At 37.9% G+C, this 19,884-nt stretch carries 10 protein-coding genes; 4 read left to right on the top strand and 6 right to left on the bottom strand.

Annotated elements, in window-relative coordinates; genetic code table 11:
• The first annotated feature begins 549 nt into the window (after nucleotides 1–549).
• The 3 genes from ahcY to tsaE are packed head-to-tail and all read left to right on the top strand — an operon-like array spanning nucleotide 550 to nucleotide 4,967.
• Nucleotides 550–1,947 (top strand): adenosylhomocysteinase, encoded by a 1,398-nt coding sequence (gene ahcY / locus FNZ60_RS02615; RefSeq protein ID WP_142416168.1) that lies wholly within the window; start codon nucleotides 550–552, stop codon nucleotides 1,945–1,947.
• Between the two features lie 35 nt (nucleotides 1,948–1,982).
• Nucleotides 1,983–4,448, top strand: coding sequence for a sensor histidine kinase (locus tag FNZ60_RS02610; RefSeq protein WP_142416167.1), 2,466 nt, complete (start codon nucleotides 1,983–1,985; stop codon nucleotides 4,446–4,448).
• 51 nt (nucleotides 4,449–4,499) lie between these two features.
• Complete coding sequence (gene tsaE / locus FNZ60_RS02605) at nucleotides 4,500–4,967, top strand: tRNA (adenosine(37)-N6)-threonylcarbamoyltransferase complex ATPase subunit type 1 TsaE (RefSeq protein ID WP_142416166.1); 468 nt, start codon at nucleotides 4,500–4,502, stop codon at nucleotides 4,965–4,967.
• A gap of 733 nt (nucleotides 4,968–5,700) precedes the next feature.
• Here tsaE and trxA read toward each other — a convergent pair.
• The 6 genes from trxA to FNZ60_RS02570 all read right to left on the bottom strand — a co-directional run bounded on the left by trxA (nucleotide 5,701) and on the right by FNZ60_RS02570 (nucleotide 19,032).
• Entirely contained in the window at nucleotides 5,701–6,024 is a 324-nt protein-coding gene (trxA, locus tag FNZ60_RS02600; RefSeq protein WP_142416165.1) for a thioredoxin, read from the bottom strand.
• A 175-nt stretch (nucleotides 6,025–6,199) separates the two neighbouring features.
• On the bottom strand, nucleotides 6,200–9,676 hold the full coding sequence (gene addA, locus FNZ60_RS02595) for a double-strand break repair helicase AddA (RefSeq protein WP_142416164.1): 3,477 nt from the start codon (nucleotides 9,674–9,676) through the stop codon (nucleotides 6,200–6,202).
• A 2-nt stretch (nucleotides 9,677–9,678) separates the two neighbouring features.
• Nucleotides 9,679–12,798, bottom strand: coding sequence for a double-strand break repair protein AddB (gene addB, locus FNZ60_RS02590; protein WP_142416163.1), 3,120 nt, complete (start codon nucleotides 12,796–12,798; stop codon nucleotides 9,679–9,681).
• 1,144 nt (nucleotides 12,799–13,942) lie between these two features.
• Nucleotides 13,943–15,517, bottom strand: coding sequence for a peptide chain release factor 3 (locus tag FNZ60_RS02580; protein WP_142416162.1), 1,575 nt, complete (start codon nucleotides 15,515–15,517; stop codon nucleotides 13,943–13,945).
• Nucleotides 15,517–17,178: a lysine--tRNA ligase gene (locus tag FNZ60_RS02575; protein ID WP_425456828.1), complete on the bottom strand. Its 1,662-nt coding sequence runs from the start codon at nucleotides 17,176–17,178 to the stop codon at nucleotides 15,517–15,519. Before FNZ60_RS02575 ends, FNZ60_RS02580 begins: the two co-directional genes overlap by 1 nt.
• A gap of 618 nt (nucleotides 17,179–17,796) precedes the next feature.
• Nucleotides 17,797–19,032, bottom strand: a complete 1,236-nt coding sequence (locus FNZ60_RS02570; RefSeq protein ID WP_142416160.1) for an argininosuccinate synthase — start codon at nucleotides 19,030–19,032, stop codon at nucleotides 17,797–17,799.
• Between the two features lie 174 nt (nucleotides 19,033–19,206).
• On the opposite strand from FNZ60_RS02570, the gene FNZ60_RS02565 reads away from it, so the two are divergent.
• Nucleotides 19,207–19,848: a LysE family translocator gene (locus FNZ60_RS02565; protein ID WP_142416159.1), complete on the top strand. Its 642-nt coding sequence runs from the start codon at nucleotides 19,207–19,209 to the stop codon at nucleotides 19,846–19,848.
• Nucleotides 19,849–19,884 lie beyond the last annotated feature (36 nt).

Genomic DNA, 19,884 nt, shown 5'->3' with positions numbered 1-19,884 from the left:
ATATCTCTGCTATAGCTCTGGCATGTTTTTTTATAAATACTTTGAAAAGGACATTAGAAACACCTCTCACTTCCCATTAATACATTTTATGCGTATTTGTAGGTGTCCCCTATGTCGTATTCATAAAAATCAAACTGAGGATAATATATCAAAACGCCTTGTCTAGAGGATATCTCTAAGGACATGATAGCGTTATCGTTGTTTTTTTGTGTACCTTGGCTATTAAAAGCATGCAAAGTTATTGAGACAATTCATTATCTCTCTGCAAAGTGATTATCTTTTTTCTTACCTATCATAGTCCTCTTCATGAAAAAAGTATGATCCTTTATATAAGAAAAACAGAATTTAAAGCCTATTTACATAGGTTTTTCATCTCGTTGATACTATGGTCAGCATTTTTCATATTCTGAAATATCAGTGCATATTTGTTGCACAAATTTATAGAAATTCTAAAAGAGCCTTTTCACATCAAAGAAGTCTTCTTCTTGCCTTGCATTTTTTTTTAATTTCTCCTACCGTCTTCAAAAACTGATTTAAAAGGAATGAAGAATGACAGCTCAAGATTTTGTTGTCAAAGATATTGCCCTTGCCGCTTATGGTCGTAAAGAACTTGATATTGCTGAAACTGAAATGCCTGGCTTGATGGCTTGTCGCAAGGAATTTTTCTCCAGTCAACCTTTGCGCGGTGCGCGTATTTCTGGTTCATTGCATATGACAATTCAAACAGCTGTTTTAATTGAAACATTAAAAGCGATTGGCGCCGATATACGGTGGAGCTCTAGCAATATTTTTTCTACGCAAGATCACGCAGCAGCAGCTATTGCCGCAGCTGGTATTCCTGTATTCGCTGTTAAAGGTGAAACATTGGAAGAATATTGGACTTATATAGATGCAATTTTCCAATGGCCTGATGGTAATCCTTCCAATATGATCTTAGATGATGGCGCTGATGCCACAAACTATATTTTAATGGGAAGTCGTGCCGAACAAAATAAAGATATCCTCTCGCATCCCAAAACAGAAGAAGAAGAATTTTTTTTCAAACAAATCCAAAAGCGTATGGATGCAACGCCAGGTTTTTTTACACGACAGTGCGCAGCAATTAAAGGTGTCAGCGAAGAAACTACAACAGGTGTAAACCGTCTTTATCAATTACAAAAACAAGGGCTTCTACCTTTTCCTGCTATTAATGTTAATGATAGTGTCACGAAATCAAAGTTTGATAATAAATATGGATGTAAAGAGTCATTGGTCGATGGCATTCGACGTGGAACAGACGTGATGATTGCTGGAAAAACAGCCATTGTCTGTGGTTATGGCGACGTAGGAAAAGGTTCAGCAGCATCTCTTTCGGGTGCTGGGGCGCGTGTTAAAATAACAGAAATTGATCCTATTTGTGCTCTCCAAGCAGCTATGGATGGCTATGAAGTTGTTAATTTGGATGATGCTGCCTCCAATGCTGATATTATCATCACAACAACAGGTAATAAAGATGTTGTCCGTTTAGACCATATGCGACAAGTCAAGGATATGTGTATTCTTGGAAATATTGGTCATTTTGATAATGAAATCCAAGTTGCAGCTCTTAGAAATTTGCCATGGATCAATATTAAACCTCAAGTTGACATGATCACCTTTCCCGATGGAAAACGCATCATTTTGCTCTCTGAAGGGCGTTTGTTAAACCTCGGTAATGCGACGGGACATCCTTCTTTTGTCATGTCGGCTTCGTTTACCAATCAAGTTTTAGCGCAAGTTGAACTTTTTACCCGTGCAGAACACTATACAAATGAAGTCACTGTTTTGCCTAAACATCTTGATGAAAAAGTTGCACGTCTTCATCTTGATCGGTTAGGAATAAAATTAACTGTTTTATCAGAAGAACAAGCCGCTTATATTGGAGTTACACCGCAAGGACCTTATAAACCAAACCATTACCGTTACTAAAATGCTTCCTTGGGTTTTAAAAAGGGAAAGATGTCGTGCTCAGCTTTGGTGACCATACCCCCAAAGAAAAAGCTCAAAAAATGATTCGAATCTATACATATATATTTTGCCTTTTTTTCTTTTTCTTCCCCACACGCGCTATTGCTCAGCCGTTGCAAGATTATTTACCATTTTCCTTCACTTTGCCAAATGGTCCATGGCTGCTTTTAGCGCTGTGTGGAGGAATTTCTTGTGCTTCATTTCTCGCGTGCATGGCTGTTATTATGCATGCAAAAAGAGCAGCACAGAAACCTTTGAAGATAATTCAAGCAGATTTTTCTGAAAAACTTAAATATTATGAATGGCTTTTGGAGGAAACCAATCAACTCCTTCTTATTTGGGAAAATCCAACAACCTTACCTCGTGTCGTTGGTGGCCTTTCGACATTGCAAAAAATAGGCATTGATCAGCAAAATTTTCAGCGCTTTGAACTCTGGGTTGAAGAAAATTCTCTGCGAGAACTTGATTATGCATTGACTCAACTGCGTTCTCAATGTCACCCTTTTGAACTTTCTATTACCACCACAAATAATGTGCTGCTACACGTTACAGGGGTTGTTGCCGGAACAGTCGCCGTTGCTCGTTTTCAAGATATTTCAAAACAGCAGAGCGAAAATGCTCGTTTACAGAAAGATATTGCCCGTCTTCTCACTGAACTGAGAATGCAGCGTAATCTTCTTGATCTTATTCAAGAGCCCGTATGGATAAAAGATTGTGAAGGAAAAATTTGTTTTATCAATCGCGCCTTTAGAGAAATGACAAACTTTCGTGAAGGCAGTGATGAAGTGGAAGATCTTTTCAATGAAAACACACAACGCAAAACAGATGAAACAGAAACAATCTTTCAAGAACATGTTCATACCGTCATTGATGGAGAACGGCGTCGTTTTCATCTCACACGTCTCACAACAGCTGAAGGGATGGCTGCTTTTGCACGTGATGACAGCGCCTATGAAAATCTTGCTCATGAATTAAAATATGTTCTTCAAAGCCATTGTGAAACCCTTGACCAAATTTCAACAGCTGTAGCCATTTTTGATAAAAATCAAAAATTAAAATTCTGCAATCATGCTTTTAAAATTTTATGGCCCTTGGAGAGTTCCTTTTTAGAAAGTGAACCAAGTCATACGCTGTTTCTTGAGCGTTTACGTGAAAAAGGGCTCATTGCTGAACACCCTGATTGGCGCGCGTGGAAAGAAGAGCTTTTTAAAGCCTATCGACAAACAGAATCAAACCAACAGATTTGGAATCTTCCAGATGGCCGTACGGTGCGTGTTATCTCAACCCCTCATCCACAAGGAGGGGTCACGTGGCTTTACGAAAATCTTACAGAAAAAATTGATCTTGAACGTCGTTATAATACACTCATTAAAATACAAGGTGAAACACTTGATAAGCTTTCTGAAGGTGTCGTTGTTTTTGGTACTGATGGACGTCTTCGTTTATCGAATCCTTCCCTGTCGAAATTGTGGTCTCTGCCTTATAATTTACTGGTAGAAGGGACTCATATTACACAGTTACAAAACCATTGTTCAGCCTTAACCCTGGGACAAGAATGGGATCAATTTACTAAATTCATTACTGGTTTTGCTGAAAAACGTGAAGCATATTCGGGTCGTATCGATCTTAAAAATGATATGATTTTTGACTATACCTTGGTTCCTCTGCCTGATGGACAAACGATGCTCACCTTTGTGAATGTTACAGATACTGTCCATGTTGCACGTGCTCTTCAAGAGAAAAATGAAGCCCTAGAAAGTGCTGATCGTTTGCGGAATGAATTTGTCCAACATGTTTCCTATGAATTGCGTACACCTCTCACCAATATTATTGGATTTTCCGATATTTTACGGGATCAAATTTTTGGCTCTATCAATGAACGTCAACAAGAATACCTTGGGCATATTCATTCAGAATCAGGGACTCTTTTAAATATTGTTAATGATATTCTTGATCTTGCTACCCTTGATGCAGGTATTATGGAGTTAGACATAAAATCGGTGAATATTGCCGATGCGATGATCCAAGCAGTAACCCGTGTAGAAGATCGCCTTAATGGACGCCATATTACGCTTTTACAACAAATTTCTCCTTCCTTAAATTCTATTTCTGCTGATGAAAAACGCTTACATCAAATTTTTGTGAATGTCTTAAGTAATGCACTTAATTTTGCAACAGAGGCAAGCACTATTGAATTTTGTGTTGATGAACAAGACGATAACATTGTCTTTAGTGTGCACAATGAGGGCTCTGACATCCCTGAAGATATCCTTGATCGTATTTTTAAACGTTTTTCTTCCCATTCACACCATGGTGGGCGTGCAGGGGCTGGGCTTGGTCTTTCGTTAGTGAAAAGTTTTGTTGAACTACACGGTGGACATGTTGAAATTCTTACTGGTTCTGGAAAAGGAACAACCGTTAAGTGTTTTTTTCCACTCCTAAAGGAAGAGAGGATTTTTTAATTTTGACCTTCATTATAACAAAAATTTTTCACCCATTTCATGGAACGCTTAATGGATTTTAATTTTTTTCTTGAAAATGAAGAGGCAACAAGGCTTTTTGCACAAAATTTAGCCTTTTCTTTAAAGGGGGGAGATCTTGTAACGCTGCAAGGAGATCTTGGAACTGGAAAATCAACCATTGCACGGACAATCATCCAAACACTTGCAAACGATAACACTATGGATGTTCCAAGCCCGACCTTCACTCTTGTGCAAAGCTATCAACTTCAACAGTTTGAAATTATTCATGCTGATCTTTATCGCCTGTCTATGGCAGAAGAAATTGATGAATTAGGGCTTCATGAAGCACGTGAAGAAAGCATTTTACTTGTTGAATGGCCAGAAAGAAGTTCAGATCTTTTGGAGCTTGCTACTTTTGCACTCACCTTACAATATAAAGCACAGGGACGTCATGTGACGCTGAGATCAGCACCACATTCTATTGAACGTTTGCAACGCTCTTTTGCAATTCATCCATAAAAAATATCGACATGATCATGTGCATTATCATTTTTTAGTTGGTAATGCCTTAACAAACCGATGAAATTTGAAATGATGCACACCATAAAGATGAAACAAAATGCTGACTCTTTTATAAAAGGGGCATAACTTGCAAAGGATATTCGTTAATTGGTAGGAATGAATACGTTTTTCTTAGAGAATGGGTTTTCCATATTTTTTTTGAAGATTTTGAAAAAACTCTTTTGATATGAGAGAAACATAGAAGAGAATTTTAGATCAAAGTGTTAACCTTCTCAGAAGAGTATTAACTCACCTATAATGAATTTTTTGCTTTTTTCTACTTAAAAAATGCAAATTTTAGAAAAGAAATTTATAAAACCTTTGCTTAAAATTTCCTTCTGGGCTTACCAAGAACTCTCCCTAAACCTCCTTATTTCTAGATTGATCTTTGTTTTTATGGGTTGGCTCCCTATCTTGATAGCCTTATCCAAGAAGAAAGTATCATTCACCTAACATTTTGGAACGCATATAAAGAAGGGATTGTCTACATTATTTATATAGGATAGTTTTTTTAAATGATCCATTGAATATTGAATCATGCATAACAATGCGGATTCTTAAAAGCATTAAAATAAATGCTTTAACTTTTTGATTTAATTGAAGTGCTATTGCAATATACTGCAGAAAAAAATGTTTAAAAAGTCAAAAGGAGAGATAAAACTTCCCTCCTTTATTGTTACTGTATGTGGCATTAACTAAGCCCATCTTTTATCCACTCAGAAAGACGTCCTTTAGAGGTAGCACCAACCATATTTGATGAAACATTTCCATTTTTAAACATTAATAATGTAGGGATAGAACGCACGCCATATTGGGTAGCCAGTTCCGGATTTTCGTCAATATTTACTTTGGCAATTTTAACTTGGTTTTGCATTTCCGTTGAAATTTCATCCAAAATTGGAGCAATCATTTTGCAAGGACCACACCATTCTGCCCAAAAATCAACCACAACAGGAATGGAAGAGGTTAAAACTTCACTTTCGAAACTATCCTTATCAACTTTTATACACGTCATTAATTTATCCTTTATCGTTATTTTTTATAGATTGGTATGATAACAATTCATATCAAGTTATTGCAAAGATAAACTATTAAAGAGCTTTTTTGCACCACAAATTGGGGAACGTGTTTATTTGAGCAATTTTATGAAAATAAAAAAGCATAAAGATACTTTGACGAAAAGAAATAACTTATAAGGCAATTTCATCAAGAAATGCCTCGAGTTTTTCCGGAGGAAGTTTAAAAATTTTAGCTTCTTTACTGTAGATAAGCAGAGCTTGAACATCTTTATTAGGATGAATAGCTTGCAACAATTTTCTATAAAGAGCCATTTGCAACCAATGATGAGGCGCAATAGCAGCTTCATTTTCTGGTGGAATTCCCGTTTTAAAATCAGCAAAGATAATGCTGTTTTGTGTGATGTAAAGACGGTCAATTTGACCAGAAATTGCTTGTTCTTTTCCACGAATTTTTACAATACCCATTAAGGGAACCTCAGAACGTGAATGCTCAGAGAAAAGAGGCTTGAGATAAACATGATCTAATATTTTCCAAATATGACGAAGAGCATCTTCTCTTTGGCTCTCCTCCCAATGAGAAGCCTTTATATTGAGATAGTTTCGAGCATACTCTTGACGTTTTTGTGGAGGGCAGTCGGGTAAATATTGCAACAATCGGTGAATGAGATGACCATATTCGATAAAAAAAGCTCTGTTAGTGTTTGTTTCTCCTAAAACAGGTGACGTAAAAAGCTGTTTTGAGCTGGAGGAAATTTCTGTATCAGCTTCAATGGAAAGGCTTGCGACTGAAGGTTTTAACGGTTTTGGGAGAGCTGGTTCGGCTGGTACTTTATGAAAGAAAAAAGCAGGCAAAGGTGCTAAGTCTTGACTTTCAGAAAAAGGGATTTCTTGGTTTATAGAAGCAGTAGAAGAAGGGGTAATGCAATAACGCCAAGCTACGATATCTTCCGCAGAACCTTTTATAGCAACTGCATGGGGTTCAAGGGCTTTTTTTACCAATTGTAGCCATGTATCAGAGGAACTTTTCTGGCTTTTATATCCACAAACAAATAAACGATCTTCAGCGCGTGTCATTCCTACATAAAGAAGGCGTCTATATTCTTCTTCTGCACGCTCTTTTAAATGTGAAATTGCTTGTTTAGAGAGTTTTGTATCAAACTTTTTATTGGGACACCAAATAAAAGCGTGTTGTTCGTTCCCTTGTGCATTGTTTAAAGGAACTTTAAGCAAATGAGGTGCATGCTGAGGATGCCAAATCGCACTACCAGGATCAACTAAAAACACAACAGCAGCCTCTAGTCCTTTTGCGGCATGAACAGTCATGATGCGAATTTCTTCATGGTTTTGCTCAAATTCACGTTTAATTTCTGGTTCGCTTGCACTTAATGTTTCTAAAAAAGCTTGTAGTCCTGGTAAGCCTGTTTTTTGAATGGTGAGCGTATAGTCCATAAAAGCATCGAGCACATCATTGGCTTCAGATCCTAAACGAGACAGAATTTTTTGTCTTCCCTTATCATTATTTAGAATATGGCTATAAAACTCGAAAACCGGTATTTGATCCACTAAAGCATGATAATGGCTCAGCTTTTCAAAAGCATCTTTAAAAGACGCTTTCGATGATGCATGCTCACATAAACTTTGCCAAAGAGAGCCGGTTCGGTGTGCGGCAAGTTGATAGAGTTCCTCTTCACTCAAAGCAAAAAGAGGGCTTTTTAATATGCAAGCAAGAGAAAGGTCATCTTGTGGCTGCAAAATAAAACGCGCAAGCGCCATTAAATCACGGATACTAATATGTTTGGTGAGTTGTAAACGATCAGCCCCTGCTACGGGAATATTACGGTGTTTAAGAGCACGGAAAAGAGCTGAAACAAATTTATCACGCTTACGGACTAAGATCATAATATCACTTGCCCGTATTAAGCGTCCCTTTGCTGGAAGCATTTCGCCTTTTTGTAACCAACCAGCAATCGTTTCAGCAATTTTTTCTGCTAAACGAACTTCAGGGGTATCTAAATGATCAACACTTAAATGCCAATCATGCGGAAATTCGCTCGTTTCTTTGGAAATGGCATCCCATATAACAACTTCGCCCGGACTATGCACACGGATAGCTTCATGCACCGTCTTTGTATTTTCTGCCGAAAGTCCTTTATAGTTTTCTGGTGTTTCAAAAACCAAATCAACACTTTTAAGAACATCTGCTGTAGAGCGAAAAGAGTAATGTAGTTGTATTTTTTCAAATTGCTGTTTTGTTTGCTGCACTTTTTTTTGAATAATTCTTCCATTTGCAGCAAAATTTTCTGGAGCAGCACCTTGAAAAGAATAAATAGATTGCTTTTCATCTCCAACAGCAAAAAGAGTTCGTATATTTGTTCGTTGGCTATATCCTGAGAAAAATTCTTGTGCCAACAATTGAATAATTTGCCATTGCTCAGGGTTGGTATCTTGTGCTTCATCAAGTAGAATATGATCAAGGCCTTGATCAAGTTTATAATGCACCCATTGGCTTGCACCTTTGCGCTGTAACAAATGAACTGTGCGCTCAATAAGATCATCAAAATCTAAAAAACCATTGGCTTTTTTTAGATTGGTATAGATTTCGAGATAAACAGCACACAGCTGAAAAGCAGCCATATTGAGTGTGGCAATTTTTGCGCATTGGTATTTTTCTAAAAGAACAGAAAGCTTGCTTTGTTTATCTTCAAGCATTTGTTGAATAAAAGGCCAAATTTCATCTGACTTTTTACGAAATAAATGTGAAAAATTACGCGGTTCACCTTTTGTGTTAAAATAAATATCAGAAATAATCTCGAGAATATTGGTCTCATCACGCGCTTTTTCTAATTGGGAAAATTTTGCCACCATCTCTTTCAGACTTTGACTGCCGTTGGTTTCACAATGCTTAAGCGCATAAAGAGGAAGAGGAGCAGTTTGTTGAATTTGTTCCAGCAAGAATTGGTTTGTTTCATCGGGTGCTAAGTTAAAAAGCGCACGCAATTTTTCTTCTCCATTTTCAGACAAAAGAGAAGATAAGAAGTTAGAAATTTTATGTTGCTTTTCAACGGCTTCATAGAGCAGTTGGTTAAAAGTATGTTCGCTAATAACTTGAAGTAACTGTTGCAAAGCAGGTTGTGCATCACGACGTGCTAAAAGTTGGCGACGGGATTCTTGTTGTAGCTTCTTGCGACTGATATCATCGGGAAGTTCGAAATGCCCTGCAATATTGGCTTCTAACATAAATTGATGCAAAAGAGATTCACAAAAAGCATGAATCGTTTGAATTTTTAAGCCACCAGGTGTTTCAAGAGCACGCGCGAAGAGCTGTCGTGCATAAATTAATTTTTGCGCATTGACGGGCTTATTTTCAAACCGTGTCAAGGTTTCTTGCAGCTGTGCATCATCCAGTTCATTCCAACTGGAAAGCGTACGAAAAATTCGTGATTGCATAACAGCAGCAGCAGCTCTTGTATAAGTAAGGCATAAAATACGTGCTGGAGGCGTACCGTTTAAAAGCAAACGAATAACACGTTCACTTAAAACATGCGTTTTTCCAGATCCTGCATTTGCAGAAACCCACACGTTTTTTTGGGGATGTGTTGCCGTTGCCTGTGCATCAAGAGCGGCTTGAGGAATAGAAAAAAAAGTCATGATTACTCTTCTTTATGAAAACCAATTGACCATTCCCACAACCGTGCTAAATGGTCGTAGTCACCTTCATATCGTTTTTCCATGGGAACAGCATGTGAGAGATAGCCTTGTTGTGGATTTTGATAATACGTTATCAGTGCAATAAGATTTTTCCAGGCAATTTCACCAAGATTAACAGCACTGAAGTACGTTTTTCCTTCTTTTTTCGTTAAAAGAATAGATTGGGATTTAATTTCACCTTTTCCGCTTAAGGGAATGTAAAATAAATTTGAGGGAACAAAATCTTGAAAATCTGGAAATGCCCCTTCTATCAGCAAAGCTGTTTCTAAAGCCAATTGCGGAAATAATAATTCACGAACCTGTTTTGATGAAGGGGGAGTTCCGGTTTTAAAATCTAGAATTTCAACCGTTTTGTCTGGCAAAACATCAAGACGATCAGCCCGTCCTGAAAGGGTTACCCCTGTTGTGCCTATAGGGATTTTTTGTGAAACTACTTCAGCATATCGCTTTCGCGGTCCTAAACTTTGTTCCCATTGAATAAGACGTGGAGCAAGATTTTCAAAACTGTTCCACCAAACTGTTTCAATATCAGGTGGAAAATTGAATTTATTAAATTCTTTACGTCCAATAGCAAGCAGGACATCTAATGCATTCGCAGCCTTTGGATTTTCTATTTGTGTACAAAAAGCAGCAAGAATAGCGTGATAAAGTATTCCACGCTCACTAGCGCCAGGGTCATGAACCAATGCTTTAAGAGGAGTGAGCCGTAAGATTTTTTTGGCATAAATAGCATAAGGATCATACCGCAATGTTTCTATTTCAGTGACTGAAAAATGACGCGGTCGCATCTCAAGGGGGGGGATAGGGCAAGGACGCTCAACATTAGAAGTCACGCTGGTATGATCCAGCATCTTGGTCCAGTGACGCAGTATTTCACCTCTTGCACGGATTTGTTTCCAAGCCTGTTTTCCTACAACGGTTTCTATGCGTTGTAACCAACGTGAAGGAATAGAAGGGGTATGATTAACCCGTAATGCGCGAGTCATCACCACTTTATCCATTCCCATAGCCCATTGAAAATCATGCGCAGAAAGACCAATACGTTGCTCTGGTGGTTCCAGCGTTAACATCATTTTCATCGGTCGTGATAAAAAAGCATCATTTTTGGTTGATATCGGCCATGATCCTTCATTAAGACCACCAATAACCACTGTATCAACCGTTTGCAAACGTGATTCCAAAGTACCCCAAATGAATAAACGTGGATGTCCTCCAGGTGAAGGTGTAACGGAACGCGTTGCAATCAATGCAGAAAACATAGCGGGCCATTCGCTAAGATGAAATGTTAATCCTGATTGATCGCTAACCAATTCACGCAAAAAATTTGATAGGGCTTGTCCTGCCTCATGTTGATAAAGATGAGCAAGAGAATTATCCTCATTGCGACCAAAATTTTCAAAAACCTCAACCATTGCTATCGCAGCTTCATTGATGGTGCATTCTTTCTCTTGTTTCAAAAGAGAGGCTAAAGGTTCAACAGCTTTCTTTAAAAGATGACAAAGGAAACGTGCTTCTTCAAACTTCTGCTGATCAAGGACATTAATTTCTGAACAATTACAGCAATATGTTTCAATCCATTTTTCAAGAAATTGATCACATTCACAAAGATTAATGCGTCCTGTATTCCCTCGAAGTACAAAAAGTTCAAAATTTTCTGCCATTTCGCGTAAGCGATGACGGTTCTGTTGGAGTGTTGTTAGTGGATGTTTAAGAAGGGAAAGAAAAGCAATGGGATCATCAGGTTGCAATATATTTTCTAAAATAAGCCGTAAGAGCGTTACAGGCAATGTTTGTGCAAGGGGTATCCCCCCTGAATCATTTGCTTCAATACCAAATCGCTGTAATTCCGCAGCAACACGGCGTGCCAAATTACGATCATTTGTAATAAGAGCAGCAGTTTTTGGGGGGTCTTCAATAGCTTTGCGTAAGGTAACCGCTATAGCGAGAGCTTCTTCACGTTCATTGATAGCTTCAATAAACGACCAATCTGCGCAAATCTCCTCATAATCATCACGAATAATTTGTACCCATTTATCGGTTGTAGAAGCGGGGCGGAGTGCTTCCGATAAAAGAGCCATTCGCTTTTTCTTTATTGTACTTTGTTGGCCAATTTCGCAAACATGGTTACGTTGACACTCCATGAGAGTGAGAAGTTTTTTTAAATGATATTGAGGGTGGCTAAAAACATTTTTTGCATGATCAAAAAAATCACAAGCTGTTTTTTCTTTATTAATTGTGCTGAGTGCATTCCATTGTTCTTCATCCATATGAAGATCAAGACCAGGAAGAACAACAGCTCCTTTTGGCAGAGAAGCTATAACCTTTAAAAGATGAGAAACGGCAGGAATAGAACCCGATACACCAGCCGCAATGATCGGTTTATCAGATTGTGCGCGTTGTAATGTCTCTGCGTGCATTGTGAGTGCTTTATTACGCCATTCAGCGGGATTACTTCGTTGTCTTTCTGTTAAGATTTGTGGCCAATTTTGTGTAACAATCGTTAGAAAATCGAGCGTTATTTGCCACCATTCAGCAACCATATCAGGCGCAATATCTTTAAGTTTTGACCAGTCTGCTGCTTCTGTTTCAATTTCATCCATCAAATGTGCTAAATCTTGAGCAAGCCAAATGGCATCGGCACTATGAGCCGGAATAAGCACATCTTCTGTCCCAAACATGGCACGCAGATGCACAGGCAATTTTTCACGCCATGGACGAATAAGGCGCGCTAAAAGCAGCAGACGTTCACTTTCTCCAATAGGCGGATTGAGAACGCTGGTATGATTTTCAACAAAAAGAAAACTGTCTTCGTCAACATCTCCTAGAGCACGAATGGTTGGCAAAAAGGTTGCCTGTGTATCGCTTCTTTCAACAAAAGCTAAACGCAAAGCGCGAGCCGCACGACGTGTCGGAACATAAATAAGGCTATCAGCAAGAGCAGTTTGAATATCTCCATTGGGCGCAAAATTATCAATAAGAGTACCAGAGAGCAGTGCATCAACAAAGTGAGGTAAAAAAGCCGTTCCAGAAGAAATAGAAAAGACACGCGGTTTATAGGTCATATGATCTCATATTTGCGATAACAAATTTCATCTTATTGATTATTTACATTATTTTGATTGTATACAATTTTTACTACAAGGAAAAACTGAAAAGCTATACTTATACAGGATATTTTTAGTTGAGATTTAAAAAAAACACTGAAAGACATTCCATGTCTTAAATCATCGTGAAAGACATATAAAATTTTCCTGATACCTTTCAACGAAGAATGAGCTGTAGTTTAGAAAAGCTATTGATTTATAATAATAACCTATCGCTATTCAACTTGAATTATAACCTTGAATACCATAAGATTCTTTTATTTAAAATCTATGTATATTGAAATAATCAAAACCATCCCCTTGCACATTACAAGCAAGATCAGTGTGTAGAGTGAAGCTGTACAAGAAAGGCGTGGCTTTTCATGAATCTTTGAGAAGTACCAAGAGTTGGTCCGTAACATTTTAGAACTGGTGTAAGTGTATGATGATGCTGGCTTGCTTTTTTTATGACGTGTAAAGACGGGCGTGCTCAATAGATTTATCGCTATACCCTTCACGAGCGCCGTCGCAAAATGAACTTGGGTACCTTGAGAAATATTTCTTTTTAAAAAAGCACGTGAATGTGCAATCCGATAGTGCTCTGTTTTATGTGAGAGGCATAATCCTATTAAAGAACGTGAGAAACAAAAACGTGAGACAATAAGCGATCTTCTATTTAAATAGAATGCTTAAAACAACATATTACTCTGTTGCGAAATTAAACGCTTTTTAAAGAGGCATCTCTTATGTACGCGAGCCCATTGCGTAAATACTACCTCGTAAATAATATAATGCATAGCAAACCGTAAAATCTTTCATGTATGAGACAAGATTCATCGCACCCCACCATTTTTTATTAGAAAGCTGCAAGCCGGCACTATTGTTTATTTAAAAAGCTCTTAGGCATAGAGAAGGGTTATAAGAGGCATTTTATTTCTTTTTTCAAGTGTTTTTTTACACACACCAATCCTATTCATCAGTATTGCCAACAAATGACTTTTATTGTTTTAATATAAAAACTTTGAAATGAAAAAATTTCACAATATTTAGATTCTTACATCCCATGTAAAGGTGATAAATTATCATTATAAATAAAAATTATTGTATAAAATATTTTTCTATTTTAAGAGCGTACTTGATAATCTTTAACAGCAGAAAATTTTATTTTAGGGGCTCTTTCTGCCTCATAATTCAATGAAAAATGGTTCTCCGCTAAAAAAACTGGATCACCTTCTAAATCATACGCAGTAGCAGAACGATGATTGCTTAGAAACTTTTGCAATTCATCTTTGCTCTGCGCTGAAATCCAACGGCATAAATTAAAGCGCGCCGATTCAAAATTCACCGGTAAAGAATACTCTATTTTTAATCGTTCTTTTAAAACATCAATTTGCAAAGCACCAATAACCCCAATGAGAGAAGGTGATCCATCATCAGGAACAAATAATTGTACAACCCCTTCTTCAGCCATTTGTTGCAAAGCTTCTTTGAGCTTTTTTGCTTTCATTGGATCGCCCAAACAAACACGACGCAAAATCTCTGGTGCAAAATTGGGTACGCCCTTGAAGAAGATGTCTTCTCCTTCTGTCAAAGTATCACCAATACGTAACGTTCCATGATTAGGGATTCCCACGATATCACCCGCATAAGCTTGATCAGCAATTTGGCGTGAACGCGCAAAGAAAAATTGCGGCGCCGAAAGTGTCATCGGTTTTCCTGTTCGAACCAACTTTGTTTTCATACCACGTTCAAGTGTTCCCGAACATACCCGAAAAAATGCAATACGGTCACGATGATTAGGATCCATATTGGCTTGAATTTTAAAAACAAATCCCGTCATTTTAGGTTCAGTTGCTATGATATCGCGCTGATCTGCACTTTGATCTCGAGGACTTTGACCAAAATCAATGAGTGCATTGATCAAATCACGAACACCAAAATTTCGTAAAGCCGAACCAAAATAAACTGGAGTCATATGACCTTCATGGAAAGCTTGAAGATCAAAGTTTTTGCAAGCATTTCGAGCGATTTCTACCCCTTCAATAAAAGTTGAATGTTGATACTCTGGAAGTAAATGGACAATTTCACTGGGGTCTGAAACAACCTGCTGTGTGATTTCATCATCTTTTTGGCGAAAGCGATTATGATGAAGATCATAGGTGCCAACAAAATCTTTACCCATCCCAATGGGCCATGTTATGGGCGCGGCATCAAGCGCTAGCTTTTCTTCAATTTCGTCTAAAAGCTCTAGTGGATCACGCGCCTCACGATCCATTTTATTGATAAAAGTAACAATAGGAATATCCCGCATCCGACATACTTCAAACAATTTTAGTGTTCTAGGCTCAATCCCGCGGGCCCCATCCAAGACCATAACAGCACTATCAACAGCTGTAAGCGTGCGATAGGTATCGTCTGCAAAATCTTCATGGCCTGGAGTATCTAGGAGATTAAAAATATGATTTTCATATTCAAACGTCATCACCGAAGTCACAACAGAAATACCACGATCACGCTCAATATTCATCCAATCAGAACGAGTTTGAATACGATCTTTTTTAGCTTTTACCTCTCCTGCAAGTTGAATAGCACCACCAAACAATAACAGCTTTTCTGTCAATGTTGTTTTTCCAGCATCTGGGTGAGCAATAATTGCAAATGTACGGCGTCGCTTTACTTCTTGCACTCTTCGTTCCATTATTCCTCCATATGCTGCCGTGCAAGCGCTTCAGCAATCAATGCACGCATTTCATCAATTCCATAAAGCGCTATAAATGATCCCCATCGAGGACCTCGCTCTTGTCCTAAAAGAACTTCATACAACATTTGGAAAAAGACATTGGAAACACCAGGTCCCCCTTCAGGACTTTTTTTGCTATGATCTTGATAGCGTTCCGTTAACCGTGCAACATCAAGAAGCGTATTTTGCAATATGTTGCCATCAAAAGTTTCAGGCAAATTAGCTAACTTTTCATCAATTTGTGCTAATGTTGCACGTTCGCTGTCATCCGGTAGACGAAATTTCTTGTTGGGTTTAACAAAGGCATCAAAATATTTAATGGCAAACTGCACCAATTGATCCAGTTCTGGATAAGTTCGTGCATTGGCTCCTTGAGCATAACGAGAAATAAACCCCCATAAAACCTCTGCATTCTCTGCATTTGAAGCACTTACCAAATTTAAAAGCATGGCAAAAGATACAGGTAAATCAACCTTCGGTGGAGAACCATTATGAATATGCCATACAGGATTATTAAGCCGCTCTTGCCAACTTTGACGACCATAGGCTGAAAGATGTGCATAATACTCATCCACGGCTTTGGGAATAACATCAAAATAAAGCCGTTTGGCTGTTTTAGGCTTTGAAAACATATAAAGCCCTAAACTCTCTGTCGGGGCATAAGTAAGCCATTCATCAATCGTTAAACCATTTCCCTTGGATTTGGAAATTTTCTGCCCCTTTTCATCTAAAAAGAGCTCATAGTTAAATCCTTCTGGAGGTTTCCCACCTAACACTTTACAAATTTTAGAAGAAAGATTTGTGGAATCAATAAGGTCTTTTCCTGCCATTTCATAATCAATGCCAAGCGCTGTCCAACGCATAGCCCAATCGACCTTCCACTGACATTTGACCTTGCCCCCTGTAACCTCTGTCTCTATGATTTCGCCTGTTTCAGGCTCGATATAAGTAACCGTTCCTTTTTCAACATTCCGCGCAATCATTGGTACCTGTAATACTTTTCCAGAAAAAGGAGAAATCGGTAAAAAGAGTGAATAGGTTGCTTGTCGTTCTTCACCCAATGTTGGTAAAACAATCGCCATAACCTTGTCATAACAGGCAAGGATTTTTAAAAGTGTTTCATCAAAACGACCGGAATTGTAATAATCCGTAGCACTTGCAAATTCATAATCAAAACCAAAACGATCAAGAAAAGTCCGTAAACGCACATTATTCGCCGCTCCAAAAGAAGGATAATCATCTCCAAAAGGATCAGGTACACGGCTCAACGGTTGACCAAGATAACGCTCCATCTTCTCACGATCAGGCACATTCTCAGGAACCTTGCGCAAACCATCCATATCGTCAGAAAAACAAAGCAATTTTGTTTTGACTTTATTTTCCGTGAGAACATGAAATGCATGACGCACCATGGTTGTGCGTGCAACCTCCCCAAAGGTGCCAATATGCGGTAAACCAGAAGGTCCATAACCGGTTTCAAATATTACATTTTCTGGATAACCCACCTTTTCATACCGTTTGATAATCTTACGAGCTTCTTCAAATGGCCAAGCTCTCGATTGAGCAGCCGTGTCTTTTAATTCAGACGTAAGGCTAAGGGTATCAAACGGATCATGCATGATTATTTATCCTAAAAATTATACTCTTTAAAAATAGGGTGTATGGTTCTTGAATTTATTCGTCAAGAATAGCAAGCAAAAAGATGAAAATTTCTTTATATTCTTAAGTCACAATATAAAAACTTTCCTTGCTGTAAACATATTTCATTCTGATAAAAATAAAAAAATATTCGATATTATAAAGCAAAAATTATCTCATTTTTGATTATAAAAGCCTTTATTGCTCTTATGACGAAAATCACTGATTATGTTATGTTGATCAGCAAGCCGGCATCATCACGCACTTTGCCAGCTCTAAAATGTTGCCCCCTTGGCACTTGAAATGTAGCACTTTTATTGGACAGTTTCCCCCTCCCTTCAACCCCGCTTGTGATGTATAAGCAAATGATTTTATTTGATTCAACATGAGAGACATTTGAAATGAAAAAATCTTACGGTATTCAAAGTTCTAATTCAATAGAATTAACGCTAAATAATCGTTATAAATCAATGTGATAAAGCATAAAAACGAAACCTCTAAGACTGAATGAAAAAACTGCAAAAAAACAGATAAAAATACTTAAAGGAAGCATTTTATACAAAAACACTGATCTATACTATACTTGTCAAAGTAACTTCCTATTTCTTTTCTTTATCACCTTTATGACGCATGGCTAATGTACGCAGACGCAGAGCATTTAATTTAATAAAACCCGTTGCATCTCTTTGATCATAAGCACCTTGATCATTCTCGAAAGTCACCAACTCACTCGAATAAAGTGACTTTTGACTTTGGCGCCCTTCCACAATCACATTCCCTTTATAGAGCTTTAATGTGACTTCACCTTCAACATGTTCTTGAGATAAATCAATCGCTGCCTGCAACATCTTGCGTTCAGGTGAAAACCAAAAACCATAATAAATGAGTTCTGCATAACGTGGCATCAATTCATCTTTCAAATGCGTTGCACCACGATCTAGCGTTAAAGATTCTATCGCTCTGTGAGCCGTTAAAAGGATGGTTCCTCCTGGTGTTTCATAAATACCCCGCGATTTCATACCTACAAAGCGATTTTCTACTAAATCTAATCGACCAATACCATTATTGCGTCCATAACTATTTAACTCTGCAAGTAAAGTTGCAGGAGATAAATTTTTCCCATTGATTGAAACCGCATCGCCTTTTTTAAAGCCAAGAGTGATTCTCGTTGCTTGATCAGGAGCATCTTCCGGTGAAAGAGTGCGCATATGGATATATTCCGGAGCAGGAAGTGCCGGATTTTCTAAAATCTTTCCTTCTGATGAAGAATGCAATAAATTTGCATCCACTGAAAAAGGTGGTTCGTCTTGCTTATCCTTTTCTATAGGAATTTGATGTGTACGAGCAAATTCAAACAGATCTGTCCGACTCTTAAAATCCCAATCACGCCATGGAGCAATAATCGTTATATCAGGATTAAGAGCATAAGCAGAAAGCTCAAAGCGTACTTGATCATTACCTTTACCCGTTGCTCCATGAGCAATTGCATCTGCCCCTGTTTCTTTAGCTATTTCAATCAAACGTTTTGAAATAAGTGGACGTGCAATTGATGTTCCTAAAAGATAAGCCCCCTCATAAACGGTATTGCCTCGAAACATCGGAAAGACAAAATCACGCACAAACTCTTCACGCAAATCTTCAATATAGATTTCCTTAACACCTAGCATTTCAGCTTTACGACGCGCACGTTCTAGTTCTTCCCCCTGTCCCAAATCTGCCGTAAAGGTCACAACTTCAACACCTAGTGTACTTTGCAACCATTTGAGAATAATTGACGTATCTAATCCCCCTGAATACGCCAAAACAACTTTTCTAATATTTTGCCATTTTTTCATTTTAAAGTTCTATATGAGCTGTTCTTTTTTATTTCTTCCAAAAAATCAAAACAACGTAAAAAGTATAAGAATAAATTTTCTTTAAGCAACATTAAAAAGACTCAAAAAGTGTCAATAAAGGCGCTTCGGACTGTAAATAGTGTGAACACTACTTAAAAATAAGAGGAGATTTACGTGTCATTTCTACCGGAGTGGTCTATTATTGCACAATTTGCTTTAGCATCGCTGATTTTAGCACTTATTCCAGGACCTGACATGATGCTTTCTGTCGGACGAACCATTACACAAGGCAAAAAAGCTGGAATTATGTGCACCTTGGGAAGTGCAACAGGTTTTGCCATTCAAGTTACCGCTGTAGCTCTTGGCTTATCAGCGCTTATTTTTGCAGCTCCACACACTTTTGTTCTTCTGAAAATTGTTGGCGCCTTTTATCTCTTATGGTTTTCCTTCCAAGCATTACGGAGAAAATCGACGTTTTTCTATGAACAAACAGCTTCTAAATCTCACAGTTTTAAACGTAACTATCTTGCTGGTATTGGAATTAATCTTCTCAATCCTAAAGTTATACTCTTTAACGCAACATTCTTACCACAATTTATCGATGCGAATGATCCTATGGCAACACAAAAGTTACTCTTTTTAGGACTCTCTTATATTCCTATTTCTTTCCCCATTACAATTTTAGTTGTTTTTACAGCGCATAAACTTACCAAAACCCTTAAACAAAATCCTCTTTATCTTCGCTTTCTCGATTGGCTTATTGCAGGTATTTTTACCAGCTTTGCCCTTCATCTTCTTATCGTTACAAGAAATTGATTTATAAGGTGTAATTCATAATCTTTAATTTAAATG

It is taken from the genome of Bartonella massiliensis, from assembly GCF_902150025.1.
Classification (GTDB): Bacteria; Pseudomonadota; Alphaproteobacteria; order Rhizobiales; family Rhizobiaceae; genus Bartonella; species Bartonella massiliensis.
Note: the sequence above shows the minus strand (reverse complement) of the source record. Positions and strands in the feature narration are given on the sequence as shown.